The sequence below is a fragment of the Paenibacillus sp. FSL F4-0087 genome, from assembly GCF_038020215.1.
GTDB lineage: Bacteria > Bacillota > Bacilli > Paenibacillales > Paenibacillaceae > Paenibacillus > Paenibacillus taichungensis.
On the sequence record NZ_JBBODJ010000001.1, the window covers coordinates 6,657,234 to 6,670,668 of the forward strand.

At 43.8% G+C, this 13,435-nt stretch carries 12 protein-coding genes; 3 read left to right on the forward strand and 9 right to left on the reverse strand.

Annotation, left to right across the window (positions count from 1 at the left end; all coding sequences use genetic code 11):
• Positions 1–123: 123 nt before the first annotated feature.
• Both MHB84_RS30110 and MHB84_RS30115 read right to left on the reverse strand, forming a co-directional pair.
• A complete protein-coding gene (locus MHB84_RS30110) occupies positions 124–1,332 on the reverse strand; it encodes a macrolide family glycosyltransferase (RefSeq protein WP_076288353.1) in 1,209 nt (402 codons plus the stop codon).
• Positions 1,333–1,418: 86 nt separating this feature from the next.
• A complete protein-coding gene (locus MHB84_RS30115) occupies positions 1,419–2,387 on the reverse strand; it encodes a LacI family DNA-binding transcriptional regulator (protein WP_076288352.1) in 969 nt (322 codons plus the stop codon).
• A gap of 166 nt (positions 2,388–2,553) precedes the next feature.
• Between MHB84_RS30115 and MHB84_RS30120 the strand changes: the two genes are divergently transcribed.
• Positions 2,554–3,987 carry a glycoside hydrolase family 1 protein gene (locus MHB84_RS30120; protein ID WP_076288351.1) on the forward strand — a complete coding sequence of 478 codons (1,434 nt, stop codon included), beginning with the start codon at positions 2,554–2,556 and terminating at the stop codon, positions 3,985–3,987.
• Positions 3,988–4,119: 132 nt separating this feature from the next.
• On the opposite strand, the gene MHB84_RS30125 is transcribed toward MHB84_RS30120, so the two are convergent.
• From MHB84_RS30125 to MHB84_RS30145, 5 genes are all read right to left on the reverse strand, one after another.
• Positions 4,120–5,124, reverse strand: coding sequence for an ROK family protein (locus tag MHB84_RS30125; protein ID WP_076288350.1), 1,005 nt, complete (start codon positions 5,122–5,124; stop codon positions 4,120–4,122).
• 116 nt (positions 5,125–5,240) lie between these two features.
• On the reverse strand, positions 5,241–5,828 hold the full coding sequence (locus MHB84_RS30130; RefSeq protein WP_076288349.1) for a sugar O-acetyltransferase: 588 nt from the start codon (positions 5,826–5,828) through the stop codon (positions 5,241–5,243).
• Between the two features lie 41 nt (positions 5,829–5,869).
• Positions 5,870–6,445: a maltose acetyltransferase domain-containing protein gene (locus MHB84_RS30135; protein WP_179087138.1), complete on the reverse strand. Its 576-nt coding sequence runs from the start codon at positions 6,443–6,445 to the stop codon at positions 5,870–5,872.
• A 224-nt stretch (positions 6,446–6,669) separates the two neighbouring features.
• Positions 6,670–7,845: an MFS transporter gene (locus MHB84_RS30140; protein WP_076288348.1), complete on the reverse strand. Its 1,176-nt coding sequence runs from the start codon at positions 7,843–7,845 to the stop codon at positions 6,670–6,672.
• 105 nt (positions 7,846–7,950) lie between these two features.
• The gene (locus MHB84_RS30145; RefSeq protein ID WP_076288347.1) at positions 7,951–8,709 is read right to left on the reverse strand and encodes a TrmB family transcriptional regulator; all 759 of its coding nucleotides are present in this window, start codon (positions 8,707–8,709) and stop codon (positions 7,951–7,953) included.
• A gap of 205 nt (positions 8,710–8,914) precedes the next feature.
• Here MHB84_RS30145 and MHB84_RS30150 point away from each other — a divergent pair, with 205 nt between their 5' ends.
• Positions 8,915–9,043, forward strand: coding sequence for a DUF4023 family protein (locus MHB84_RS30150; RefSeq protein WP_036664828.1), 129 nt, complete (start codon positions 8,915–8,917; stop codon positions 9,041–9,043).
• Positions 9,044–9,176: 133 nt separating this feature from the next.
• Here MHB84_RS30150 and MHB84_RS30155 read toward each other — a convergent pair whose 3' ends face one another.
• Positions 9,177–11,213, reverse strand: a complete 2,037-nt coding sequence (locus tag MHB84_RS30155) for a catalase (RefSeq protein ID WP_445322118.1) — start codon at positions 11,211–11,213, stop codon at positions 9,177–9,179.
• A 232-nt stretch (positions 11,214–11,445) separates the two neighbouring features.
• Between MHB84_RS30155 and MHB84_RS30160 the strand changes: the two genes are divergently transcribed.
• Positions 11,446–11,709 carry a hypothetical protein gene (locus MHB84_RS30160; protein ID WP_076288346.1) on the forward strand — a complete coding sequence of 88 codons (264 nt, stop codon included), beginning with the start codon at positions 11,446–11,448 and terminating at the stop codon, positions 11,707–11,709.
• A gap of 82 nt (positions 11,710–11,791) precedes the next feature.
• Here MHB84_RS30160 and MHB84_RS30165 read toward each other — a convergent pair whose 3' ends face one another.
• Positions 11,792–13,405 (reverse strand): extracellular solute-binding protein, encoded by a 1,614-nt coding sequence (locus MHB84_RS30165; RefSeq protein WP_083678818.1) that lies wholly within the window; start codon positions 13,403–13,405, stop codon positions 11,792–11,794.
• Between the last annotated feature and the right edge of the window lie 30 nt (positions 13,406–13,435).

Consider the following 13,435-nt stretch of genomic DNA (forward strand, 5'->3'; position numbering starts at 1 on the left):
CAAGATGTTTCAACTTGAAGCCACATAATTTGTAATAATGCAGCTTCTCTTGAAACGTCTTGTTCAGTATACCGCATGGTTCTGGTCCGGAAATGCTTCAATTTTGAATAATTAATGACTGAACTATCCGTGAATGAAATGTTGAGTCTTAAATTCGAAAATCGCATCAACAGCACAATGATATCCGCCTGATTTTCGAAAGGATTCCCTCAAATTCGCAGCAGTTTTCTCAAAAGAAGGAACGCTCAACACATGATCCACAGCTTCACGCAGCTGATTGGCAGTCAAGGTTTGCATTTGTAAACGGAGGCCCGCTCCCCTACTAACAACCTGCTCTGCAATGATCGGCTGATCCGCGCTCTGAGGGAGTATAATGAGGGGAACCCCGTAATATAAACCTTCGTTGGTACTATTCACCCCGCCATGTGTGATAAATAATTTAGCAGATTGCAATACATCCATTTGTGGAACATAACGTTTAACGATGAAATTTTCCGGAATTGCTCCCAGATCAGCAAGCTGTGTTCTATCCCCTACAGACATGACAATTGTATAATCGGTATTCCCCAATGCTTCCAAGCAAAGCTTATAGAAATCAAGAGCTTGGTTAAAAATTGTACCCAGTGAAATGTAAATCAGTCTTTTCCCTTTAATTCCTTCCATATCGAAGTCTTCATGGGATAGTCGCGAAACTATGGACGGTCCTACAAATTGATACGTGTGGTCGAATTCTTCTCCATAAGGCTGAAATTCCTTTGTTGTATATACGATGGTAAGTGGCGCGGGATTGCAAAACACCTCGTAGGGAGAAGCAATCTCCACCTCATATTTTTTCTGTAACCTCATCGTCAAGCTATGGAATGTATCGTTTATAGGTTGGGCGATTTCGGCAGGAACATTTAAGAAAAAGTGTTGCAGCAAATGATCGAAAGATTCTTCAGCCTGCGCAAAAGAAGTACACGAATTAATTGCAGGTAGCTTCAGAATTTGCGCAAGTAAACGTCCACAGCCAAACATGGAATCATGGATGATGTAATCAAAATGTTCACCCTTGATCTGTTCAAGCACGCTTGGAATGACGATATCTGCCGTAAGCAAAAGACCGTTGACTCGTTCGAGCAAATAATCTCTGCCACCTGTGACAAAGGCTTTAATGAATTTCTGACCGTCAAAGGTTCGGACTACAGCACTCGTCTTCTCCATACGCTCCCGATACGCTTCTATAGTGAAGTACACAACCTCTTCCCCGCGTGAAATAAGCTCTTGTACCACGCCAATCGTTGGATTGACATGTCCCTCTGATCCACCGTTAATAAATAAAACACGTGCTATAACAATCTCTCCTTTGCAATGCTACGTTCTCTAATGGTGTAAGAATTCGTAAGCAATGATGTACTTTACTTCCCAAAAAAATCAATTCAGGTGGTCGCACGTTCAATCAGTTGAAATTCCAGTTGCTGAGGCTGTAACTCCTGCTTGCCAAGGACGGCCCATAATCGATGAAATGCCTGGGTGGCTTGTTCTGCAATTGGATTATGTATGGTTGTTATTCCAAGCACACGGGACAGCTCTATATCATCGAAGCCAACAATGGCAAGTTGTTCGGGAACTTGTATATTCTGTTTGCGTGCTTCGGACCAGATTCCGATTGCTGCATAATCATTTGAACATAACACCGCTTGAGGAAGTTCTGGCCCATTTGCCATTCTTCGCATCGCCTCTTCCCCGTCAGATGAACTAAACACGGAATATTGATAGGCCTCACGCAATACAGGCAGACCCTTATCTGTCATAAATGATTCATAGGCTTCACGCCGACTCTGGGTATTCAGACTTTCTGCTCTGCCAAAGGCATTGGCAATGCGGGAATAGCCTTTGGACACCAGATGTTCCAGAGCCAGCTTGTAGCCTTGCGCCTGATCCATAGCCACTGACGGAATTTCGTCATCTCCCATCCGCTGCCAAGATACAATCGGACCATACTCGCAGTAGGCTTTCAGTTTGTCTGGAGGGTTGACACAGGTCATAATCACCAGTCCATCCACCCGTTTACTCCGCAGATCCTCGAACGCCTGCAATTCAATCTCTTTATCTCCACGCGAAGTATAGATCAGGGTCTGGAATCCATAATCCATCGCTGTATCAATGAATTGATTCATAAACGTAAGGATAATCTCGTTGGTGGCAGATGTGACAATTCCAATTTGCTTGGTCTGTCCGGTAGATAACGAAACGGCATTTCGGTTCGGGATATAGTTTAGCTGTTTCATGATTTGTGTTATTTTCTGCCGGGCCTCGTCACTCACATGCGGTGAATGATTAATTACTCTGGACACCGTGGCCTTCGAGTAGCCGGACAGCTTCATAATTTCATCAAATTTGGACACATGAAGTCTCCTTTCTGGCTGACTTTCTATGATGAATTACAGTTTGCCTCAAAATAAATAAAAAGTAAAACTTGACGTGTAACCCGTTCCAACGATTAAGCTTTTTTTATGCAGTGCTGCTGTATGTAATATTCACAACGAATTCATAACGATTGGAGCGATACACATGACTCATTCTCAACATCCATCATTTGATTTCCCCGAAAACTTTCTGTGGGGTGGTGCGATTGCCGCCAACCAGGCTGAAGGTGCATATAATTTAGGCGGCAAAGGTTTGTCTACTCAGGATGTGGCTCCCAAAGGTATCATGGGTCCCATTACTGAAGAACCGACTGAAAATAACATGAAACTGATCGGGATTGACCTCTATCACCGTTATAAAGAAGACGTCAAGCTGTTCGCTGAGATGGGATTCAAGGTATTCCGTACTTCCATCGCCTGGTCCCGTATCTTCCCTAAGGGCGATGAGCTGGAACCCAATGAAGAAGGCCTTCAATTCTATGATGATCTCTTTGACGAGTGTCATAAATACGGAATCGAACCACTGGTCACCCTTTCCCACTACGAGACACCTCTCCATCTCTCCAAGGAATATGATGGCTGGGTTAATCGGAAGATGGTCGGCTTCTACGAGCGTTATGTGACTGCTGTATTCAAACGTTATCAAAATAAAGTGAAATACTGGCTCACGTTCAACGAAATCAATTCGATTCTGGAAGCACCTTTTATGAGTGGTGGGATCTACACACCAAAAGAGAAATTGAGCAAGCAGGATCTTTATCAGGCAATACACCATGAGTTTGTAGCCAGCGCTTCTGCTGTGAAACTCTGTCATGAGATCATTCCAACTGCACAGATTGGTTGTATGATGCTCAGTATGCCGACTTATCCGCTAACACCGAATCCCGATGATATGATTAAAGTGATGGAATTCGAACACAGCAATTATTTCTTCGGAGATGTACATGTGAGAGGCCGTTATCCTGGATACATGAAACGTTACTTCCGGGAGCATGGAATCCAGATCCAAATGGAAGATGGCGACGAAGACTTGCTGCTCCATACCGTCGACTTCATTTCTTTCAGCTATTACATGAGTATCTGCCAAACGGCTGATCCGGATAAACAGGTTGCAGGTGAAGGTAACCTGCTTGGCGGTATACCTAACCCTTACTTGCCTGCAAGTGAATGGGGATGGCAGATCGATCCGCAAGGACTGCGTTATGTTTTGAACATGTTCTATGACCGTTATCAGAAACCACTCTTTATTGTGGAAAATGGGCTGGGCGCTGTGGACGAGCTTATTACTGGACCTGATGGTGAAAAGACAGTTGAAGATGACTATCGCATTCAGTACTTGAATGATCATCTTGTTCAGGTCGGGGAAGCCATTGAAGACGGCGTTGAAGTTATGGGATATACGTCCTGGGGATGTATTGATGTGGTCAGTGCTTCGTCAGCACAATTGAAAAAGCGTTATGGTTATATCTATGTTGACCGCCATGACGATGGTTCAGGAACACTCGAGCGGTATCGCAAAAAGTCGTTCCACTGGTACAAAGATATCATCGGTAGTAACGGCAAGAGCCTAAAACGTTAAGTAAGTGATACCGCTGTAGCAGGTACATTCCTGCTTTCCCCCAACAGAAAACAAGGACATACATTGCAATATGATGTGATGATGTATGGTTTGCTGCTGGGGGGTTTTTTACTAATATAGTGAGTCCCGATTTCAGTTAAATTGAACCAAATCGGGTTCCAACGCTTTCAATGTTAGCCATCGCATCCCTGCTTCAAAGTCTTCCCGGAAGGAATCGATCAGAATGACATTAGGATAAGATGGCATCGACAGATCCGCTTGATACATTTGCCACGCTTCAACCAATGCATTTTCTTCAACCATCTTCTGGTAAATTACAACCTGATCTGGAGCAAGAATCGCATTTACCGTTTGAATCATTTTGCATACCGTTGCAATAAACGCTTCCTTTTCCACTGAATTATACCAATCAATCCCCATTGGAAGGTATTTAACCTCCCCGGCCATGCCAAGTTTTCCTTTGATCACTTTACCGTTCAGATAAATGCCCATGCCTGGAGGATATTTGGTTGGAAAATAAATTCCGATGACACATTGATCCTCGTCCAACTCTTTTTTTGCACAATATCCGCTAATTGCAGCGTTCACATCATTTTCCACCAGAACTGGTAATCCGAACTGTGCTTCAAGATCTTCAATCATGCGGATACCTTCTAACTGCCGGTGACTGCTCACCGTAATTTCTCCATTCACGGTCTGTCCCGGAATACCGATACCGATGACTTTAATGGAAGCATGCTGAGACAGTACGTTCCCAATGATTTCATAGAAGTGTCTCTGATCAAAGGCGGGCATTGTATATTCTTCTCTGAATACCATGTTATCCTCTAGATTAATGACGGTGGCTGTAATCAGATCCTGCCCCTGCTTTTCGTTGATATACATGACCAAAGCCAAGCTAAAATCGTAATTATATCGGTAGGTTAATGCAGGTCTTCCCCCGTTGGAAGGTACTGTCTCGTCCTCAAACAGTTCACCCAGTTCACACAACTCTTTGACCAGTGAATTGACGGTTACTACACTGAGCTTGGTCAAGGAGGCCAGTTGTGGCTTGGTTGCTGTTTCCACCCGTTTCATGACCTGGCGTACATGGTTTATATTAATTTCTTTCATCAAATACGCGTTCGCTATTTTCATAAGCACCCCTACTCCATAGTTTCTTCCCCAATGTAGTAACTATACAATATCTCCAGAGGTATTAAAAACACCCGATGAAAAACATCGGGCATTCTGAAGGTTCGTATACACTTGTGTTAGCTTCTTCTATACTTCGTTTTGTCTGCTTCCGTTATTTTGCGAATAACTCTGCATGGATTACCCGCAGCAATTACATCCGAAGGAATGTCTCTGGTAACTACACTTCCTGCCCCGATGATTGTGTTATCTCCAATGGTCACACCCGCAAGCACAGTCACGCCGCCACCGATCCATACATTATTGCCCACTGTGATCGGACCTACAATTTCAAGACCCTCGTTACGTTGCTCCACATCATAAGGATGACCGGCAGTGTAGAATCCACAATTTGGTGCAACAAAAACGTTGTCACCAAAACTAATTTTTGCCCCGTCCAGCATAACGATATTATGATTGCTATAGAAGTTCTCACCAATTTCAATGTTATAGCCGTAGTCACATACAAATGGCTGCTCGATCAGGAAACGATCCGTCGTTTTCCCAAGCAACTTTTTGAGCAGCGCCTCTCTCTCAGAGATCTTGCCAGGATGAAGCTGATTATACTCGTAACAAAGTCCCTTTGCGTACAACCGCTCATCAATTAATTCTTTGTCGTAATTTGCATTATACAGTAGTCCCAGTTGTGATTTCTCTTTTTCTGTCATGAATTCTTATGCCTCCAACTCTTCTGTCCAAAATGAATAGATTAAAGCTCTATCTCTCTAATGATTCTAGCAGGATTTCCACCAACAATCATATTGTCCGGAACATCTTTTGTAACTACGGCACCGGAAGCAATTACGACATTGTTCCCAATGGTGACTCCTGGATTGATAACTGCCCTACCTCCGATCCATACATTATTGCCTATGGTTACTGGCTTTCCATACTCTGCACCTGTTATCCGTTCGAATGGATTCAAGGGATGGGTAGCGGTATATATGTGAACGTCAGGTCCCATTAAACAGTTATCCCCAATGCGCACTTCACATACGTCAAGTATCGTACAGTTAAAGTTGGTATAGAAATGCTCTCCAACATGAATGTTGTATCCATAGTCAAAATGAATATTCGGTTCCATGCTCAGGTGTTCACCCGTTGAACCTAACAGCTCTTTTAATACCTTTGTACGGAGCTCACCATCTGTTTCTGTGGTCTGATTGTACATGCGTGTCATTTTCCTTGCATATTCCCTGTCTTGAGACAAATGGGGATCGGAAGCCAAGTACAGTTCACCATCGATCATTTTCTGCTTTTCCGATTTTGTTGTGATATTGCTCATGATTGTTTCCCCTTTACGTCTATATTAATTTTCGAACTAATAAATTAAGACACTTTATAAAGCTATAATAATTATATGGGATAACCTAAATAAATCAAGTTCCTTTGCAAATTGAATATAGAGATATTATGCCTAATGTCATTCAAAAAACCTCTGCAATCCAATAATTATTGGACCGCAGAGGTTATTTGAAGCTATATAGACCAATTTGGAAAAGATAACTTTTATACTAACGATTTTTCGGCGGCATGAACCGTTTGCTCTTTGCGACTAATTGCATAAAAGGCTGACACCAGACCCATCAGGATTAGAACCGATCCCACCCATCCTGTATACATAATGGATGAATGATCGATAACCACCCCGCCGATATAAGTTCCGAGAGCAATACCCGCATGTGCAATTCCTGAATTGGTGCTAATTAACGTTTCAGCCGTTGCCGGTGAGGTTTTGATAATCAGACTATTCTGTACCGGGGTAACGGTCCAGCTTAGCGCACTCCAGATACTTAGCAGAATCAAGAAGGCAATTAAAGGCAACCCGGTACTAAATGGAATAACCGCCATGCTTATGATAAAGGGTATTAGCACGATGATAATGGCTTTGGCTGGGTGCAAACGATCTGATAATATGCCGCCAATTCCTCCCCCTGCCACAGCAGCGATACCAAACATCATATAGATAAAGGTGACCATTGTTGAGCTGGCTCCAAGCGCTTCCTGGAGAAATGGTGTGAAATAAGCATATAACGTCAAGTGTCCTGCGAGCACAAGCAATGTTGTAACATGGATTGCCAGCATTTTTGGGTTCCATAGAGCAGTAAGCTGCTTCTTCAGGGATACTGCCGGAATCGGCTGCACACGATCCATGGCAATGCCAATGGCAACCATGACTACTGCAGTCAAAATTGCGATCAACATAAACACTTCACGCCATCCAGCAAGATTACCCACAAAGATTCCGATAGGTACACCCAGGATCAGTGAAGCACTTCCTCCCATCGTGATAATCCCCACAGCACGCCCTTTATACTGCGGCTCCACAATACGGGCTGCGAGCGTCAGAGACAGGACAAAAATCAGAGATCCCGTTGCGGCCCCCAATGCTCTGCCTGCCAAGAGCATATAGAAATTGGCACTGAACGCAGAGATGAGATTGCTGATTAGAAAAACGAATAGAGTGCACATATATACTTTTTTACGTTCGAATCTGGCCGTCATATTTAACAAAATAGGCGCAGATAACGCATAGACAAGTGAGAAAATGGAAATTAAATACCCGGCTTTGGCCAAGGTCAGATGAAGATCTGTTGCAATCAAGTCCAGAATCCCACCTAAAATGAGTTCAACGGTACCAACCACAAATGCCGCGATTGCCAGGACATATACTTTTTTATTCATTTTTGAACCCTCCTCGAAAGTTACAACTACGATAGTAACTTAATCGAGAGGAGATTTCAATACAAAAAAGCTATTCTCAGAAAGAATAGCTTTGGAACCATCGTTTTAATAAATTAATCGCGCCAGCAGACGTGCAATCTCTTCATCCTGAAGCAGCTGGTCACCGTATTTTTTGGTAATTTGAGTAAGAGCGACGTCATGATAGAAATAATCCGTCATTGCTTTAACAATCGGTTTGGACGTTGTCTTGATCGCCTTCCATGAATCATGTTCGATTCCTGCAAACAAAAGATAACCATGGTCAACAATGATTAGCTGCGAGGGCTCAAGATTACTGTCCTCAAGCATTGGAATTAACGAATATTTATGGGCTAGAGACGTTTGCAGTCCTCCTACAGCCAGGACCTCCACATGTACACCTTCAGCTTCTTTTTGCTCCAGAAGCTCCCGGTACTTCTCCATTTGCTCATTCCAGGCCAGAAAAAGGATAGATGAATCCGCTTCCTCAATAAGCTGTTCAATATTCGATGCAATGGATGTTGCATCCTTCAATGTCCAGATATGTTCATCAGTGAATGTACGTTTGATTTTATACGTCTTTAATTCCTCAATATCCTTCTCAAAGTCAGCCCTTATTTTGAGGATAATGGACTGAAGATCAACCGCCATGTACAATTTTTTCTTCCCATGCATGGTTGTTAGTACGGTTCCCTTATCAATAAGCCGATTAAGCACTTCGTATATCTTAGCCTTGGGTACATTGGAGTAATTAACAATGGATGTGGCATCAAGCGGTGCATCCTGCGCAAATATGGCCTCATATACCTGACTTTCATATTGTGTAAAACCGAATTTCTGCAACATGGTTCGATTCGGGCTCCTTCTTGTTTGTATCGTTCTATACAGTTTAGACGCCTGAACTTCCCATGTCCAGTTTATCCCACCGACGTTTCATACTAGTCGTAATGATATTACAGTAAGAGTGGAGCATCCAAATATAATGACCTTCCAATGGTTATATTAAGATTCAGGCTACACATTTTGATTCCTTGAAGGAGGTTTGCTTAACATGGAGAGCACCCATGATTTTGTAAAAAAAGTGAATGAGAACGCCGAAAAAGCACGTCATAACAAAAACAATGGTAAAGGTACACCAACGGATAAACTGCCGGCGAAACAGCATAGCACCAATAAGTAAGGAAATAATCAATTGCAGCAAATTAGGGAAATATCGCTCTTATTTTTTCAAGCACACGAAAAAAAGAAAAGGATCTCTAGTGAGGTCCTTTTCTTGTTATTTGAGATCCGCTCGTTTGAAGGCATCCAGCCTGCTACGTTCGATTCCAGAAGCGTTGTTGGGTCATGGCTTGAATGAATTGCTCTGCAAAAGCTGAAGGTTTCTGTTCCACGATGACACCAGGTTTCCCGATAATGCCGACTGGCTGAATCAGCACTGCCCCCGTCGGTGTAGCTCCTATCGGTTTAAAATGATTGTACGTTTCAATGGCATAGGATCGGGTGTATTTCTGAAAATAATCATCTTCCTTCTGTCCTCCAACAATGAATAACCCATCATATACCAAAGGTGATCCGGTCAAAAAGCTGTCGTCCACTTTCAACTCCACACCGCTCGTTCCATGGACCACACCTTGTCTTTCATGAACAATGACTGGGCAAAGTCCAGCGCTCTTAAGCTCATCCAAAATGTATTGTGTGCTCGGACCATCAAATTCTTCACCGACAATCACCCCGACGCGCAGCGTTTTGGGAGAAAACACGGTATTGGCCATGCTTAACGCAGGGGAGGATTTGGTCACTGAAGATTCATGAACGTTCGGTACAGCGACTCCAAGTTCGCGGGCCAGAATGGTCGCCAGCTCTGTGCTGATATTTCCTAACATATCAACGACCTGTTGACGAATCGAAACGTCCTTTACCTTCCCGAGCTCAAACGTGAGTGCCTGAATGATATGACCCTTCTCCACGCCTGTCATGCTGTTCCAGAATAAACGTGCTTGCGAGAAATGATCCAGAAAACTATCTGCCGTTTTTCGTTCCTTGAGACCTTGCACCGTGGAAGGATACGTTACAAACCCACCTTTTGTACCGGGCACAGTATAGGGAGAATTATTGGCAAGAGAGTTTTCGTGGTAGGCGACTCTTCCTCGATCAATGGTGTAACGGGAAGCTCCGTCTCTCTGGTTATTATGTACAGGGCACACGGGACGATTAATCGGCAATTCTTGATAATTCGTGCCCACCCTTGCCAATTGTGTATCCGTATACGAGAATAGTCGGCCTTGAAGCAGTGGATCATTGCTGAAATCAATGCCACGTACAATGTTGCCAGGATGGAAAGCCGACTGTTCCGTTTCCGCAAATACATTCTCGACATTTTGGTTAATCGTCATTTTGCCAATGATTCGAACCGGAATGTCTTCTTCTGGCCATAATTTCGTTGCATCCAAAATATCAAAATCAAACTTGAATTCATCTGCTTCCTCCAGCACCTGTATTCCAAGTTCGAACTCAGCAAAGTTGCCTGCATTGATATTCTCCCACAAGTCTCTGCGATGAAAGTCCGGGTCCGCCCCGCCCAGCTTCTGCGCCTCATCCCACACAAAAGAATGCATACCAAGTACCGGCCGCCAATGAAATTTCACGAATCTGGATTTACCTTCTTTGTTCACCAGCCGGAAGGTATGTACTCCAAATCCCTGCATCATTCGAAAGCTTCGCGGTATCGTGCGATCCGACATAATCCACATGACCATCGCTGCCGACTCCTGATTATTCGCGATGAAATCCCAGAAGGTGTCGTGCGCAGTGGAGCCTTGTGGAATTTCATTGTTGGGTTCCGGCTTCAGCGCATGTATCAGATCCGGAAACTTAATCCCATCCTGAATGAAGAAGATCGGAATATTGTTCCCGACCAGATCAAAGTTGCCCTCTTCGGTATAAAACTTTACTGAAAACCCACGCACATCCCGATTCGTTTCGTTCACTCCTTTGGAGCCTGCGACCTCGGAAAAACGAACAAATAGCGGTGTTTTCACACCGGGATCCTGAAGAAAATGCGCCATCGTTAACTCTTCAAGTGACTCATATAACTCAAATTCACCGTAGGCTCCATATCCCCGTGCATGCACAACTCTCTCCGGAATGCGTTCACGGTCAAAGTGAGACAGTTTCTCACGCATCAGAAAATCTTCTAGCAGCGTGGGTCCGCGATCCCCAGCTTTTAGTGAGTTGCTATCATCCGATATTTTAATCCCTTCATTGGAAGACATTTCTTTTCCGTTATTATCCCGAAGAAAGGCATTTCGCTGCTCTATCTTTTTGTTCTCATCCATGGGTTCCTTGCTCATTCCAATCACCTCCAGCATTATATGTATGGGACTGGAAGAACACTTATGATTGCCTGATATACCATACTTTGATCCGAATCCCATGTGTGACTACAAATACGAATAACATGAGCTTAGCCATGAGGTTTACCTCGTGATTGTCCATTTATTAAATATCGCGTCTTTTGTCTAGCACCTTCTGAATCTGCTTTTCATTTACTATAAAGAATCTAATAGAAAAGAGATGATGAGGATGGCATGTGTAAAGGCTGTTCCACAACCGGATTTAGTATTGATCTATTGGTCCAGAAATCCGCTCGTTCCCGGTTCTGCACGCCGAATCAGAAGTGTACGTGTGATTGGGAACACATCCCCTTGTACCTTCACACTGGTGCGTGGTGCATTGCTGATTAATGCCTTAAACTGTTTGCTGGACAATGATATTGGTTTTAAAGTGGTCTATAGCAAAAAAACATCGAACATCAGTGGCGTTTTATTGTTGAAACGCAGATCATAAACGAACAAAAAGGGGCACTCCTTCAATAAGGAAGCGCACCTTTTTGTTATTTAATCAATGAATGATGTGACTGAACTCCACTCTATTTGACGTTCATATAACGTTCGAAGGCATTATTACGGATGGTCAGTAACTGTTCAAGTCCCATATCATTCAACTTTTTGATATAAGCATCCCAGCCCTCTTCGATGCCGCCTTTGGTTACCCACTGAGCTCGCATTGTTGCTACATAACCGTCAATATCCGTTGTCAGCGTTGGCAGCTCCTGGAACTCTTCAGCATTGTACATAACCTTCGGATAAGGTGTTGTTACATCTGCACTGCCCAACTGATCGATTTCCAGCTTGAGACCGTCACCAGCCTTCGGATTAAGCTTAATTTTTTCTTCAAAGGAAGGGCTTACATATTTGGGTCCGAAATCACGCAAGGATTGATCCCAGTACCAAGCATCGGCGCTGGTGCCTGCCGGCGGGTCCATCAACGTGTATGTGCCATCATCATTTTTCTCAATTACAGTTCCGATCGCACCCCAGAAATTCTGAATGCTGGCTTCGTTAGAATAGAACTGATCTGCCCAGCGTGCGGCTACTTCAGGAACAGTACATGAACTTGTAATGAGCAGTTCATTACGAGCCAGATTCATGCCCCCAGGATCCCCAGGCTGATAGCGTTTGCCATCAGGTCCGGCAATAGGTGCAATCGCTTCATATTGGTCGCTCCACTTTCCAAACACAGCATCAGGCGTCCATTGGTTGCTAAAGCCGACGATTGGAATGTCTGCATTTTGCCATTTGGCTGATGTCATTGTATTGTCTTGTGTGAACAGCTCCTGATCAATCAACCCTTCTGAATACAGCTTATGTGTATAAATAAGAGCTTCTTTATACTCGTCAGTCGTTGGGAAGAAGACCGGTTTACCGTCTTGCACAATCATACTGCTGGCATTAATGTCAGTGATTCCGAATGGATTCAGGAAATCCACATTCAGTCCCGTTTCCGTGTACGGAATTTCGTCCTGTTTTCCATTTCCGTTCGGATCTTTTTCCTTAAACGCTTTCAATACCTGATACAATTCTTCTGTTGTCGTTGGTGCTTTCAGCCCCAGCTTATCAAGCCAAGCCTTATTGATTACAGGCTGATTCCGGCTTTTCGGACGGGCAGGCAGTCTTGTTGGCATAGAATAGATTTTGCCATCAGGAAACGTGCTGATTTTCTTCATATCTGGCGTCTCTTGCATAGCCGCCTTCAAGTTGGGCATATACGAGTCAATGTACTCATCCAGTGGACGGAAATAGCTCAGGTTGTTTACAATGTCCGAATCGCTGAACACCTGGTCACCCAAGATAATGTCCGGGAGTGTACCACTGGCAAGCATAATAGATTTCTGCTCACCCCAGTCATTAGAGGACATGACCTGCCACTCAATTTTCACATTAGAATCCTTCTCCAAATCCTTGAGCCATTGGTTCTGTGTAAAGGTGTCGCCCATATTCCCCCAACGAACCGTCAGCACCTTGAGTGTGACCGGTTTATTGACAATTGGCATACCTTCCTGATTAAAATCGCTTGATACCGTAGTCTCCGCAGGTTCACTACCATTTCCGCTACTACAGCCAACCACGCTGACTAACATAGCCGACGCGAGAATCAGGCTGCTCATTTTGGTGAATAACTTCTTCCCTATCTTTTTCCCCATTTGGGAACCCCCTTGATTCGTAATGAATTT

Bases quoted from the DNA above. Each gene is read 5' to 3' on its own strand.
- MHB84_RS30145 (WP_076288347.1), bottom strand. From the start codon at position 8,709: ATGTTGCAGAAATTCGGTTTTACACAATATGAAAGTCAGGTATATGAG.
- MHB84_RS30150 (WP_036664828.1), top strand. From the start codon at position 8,915: ATGGAGAGCACCCATGATTTTGTAAAAAAAGTGAATGAGAACGCCGAA.
- MHB84_RS30130 (WP_076288349.1), bottom strand. From the start codon at position 5,828: ATGACAGAAAAAGAGAAATCACAACTGGGACTACTGTATAATGCAAAT.
- MHB84_RS30135 (WP_179087138.1), bottom strand. From the start codon at position 6,445: ATGAGCAATATCACAACAAAATCGGAAAAGCAGAAAATGATCGATGGT.
- MHB84_RS30160 (WP_076288346.1), top strand. From the start codon at position 11,446: ATGGCATGTGTAAAGGCTGTTCCACAACCGGATTTAGTATTGATCTAT.
- MHB84_RS30125 (WP_076288350.1), bottom strand. From the start codon at position 5,124: ATGAAAATAGCGAACGCGTATTTGATGAAAGAAATTAATATAAACCAT.
- MHB84_RS30155 (WP_445322118.1), bottom strand. From the start codon at position 11,213: ATGAGCAAGGAACCCATGGATGAGAACAAAAAGATAGAGCAGCGAAAT.
- MHB84_RS30165 (WP_083678818.1), bottom strand. From the start codon at position 13,405: ATGGGGAAAAAGATAGGGAAGAAGTTATTCACCAAAATGAGCAGCCTG.
- MHB84_RS30120 (WP_076288351.1), top strand. From the start codon at position 2,554: ATGACTCATTCTCAACATCCATCATTTGATTTCCCCGAAAACTTTCTG.
- MHB84_RS30140 (WP_076288348.1), bottom strand. From the start codon at position 7,845: ATGAATAAAAAAGTATATGTCCTGGCAATCGCGGCATTTGTGGTTGGT.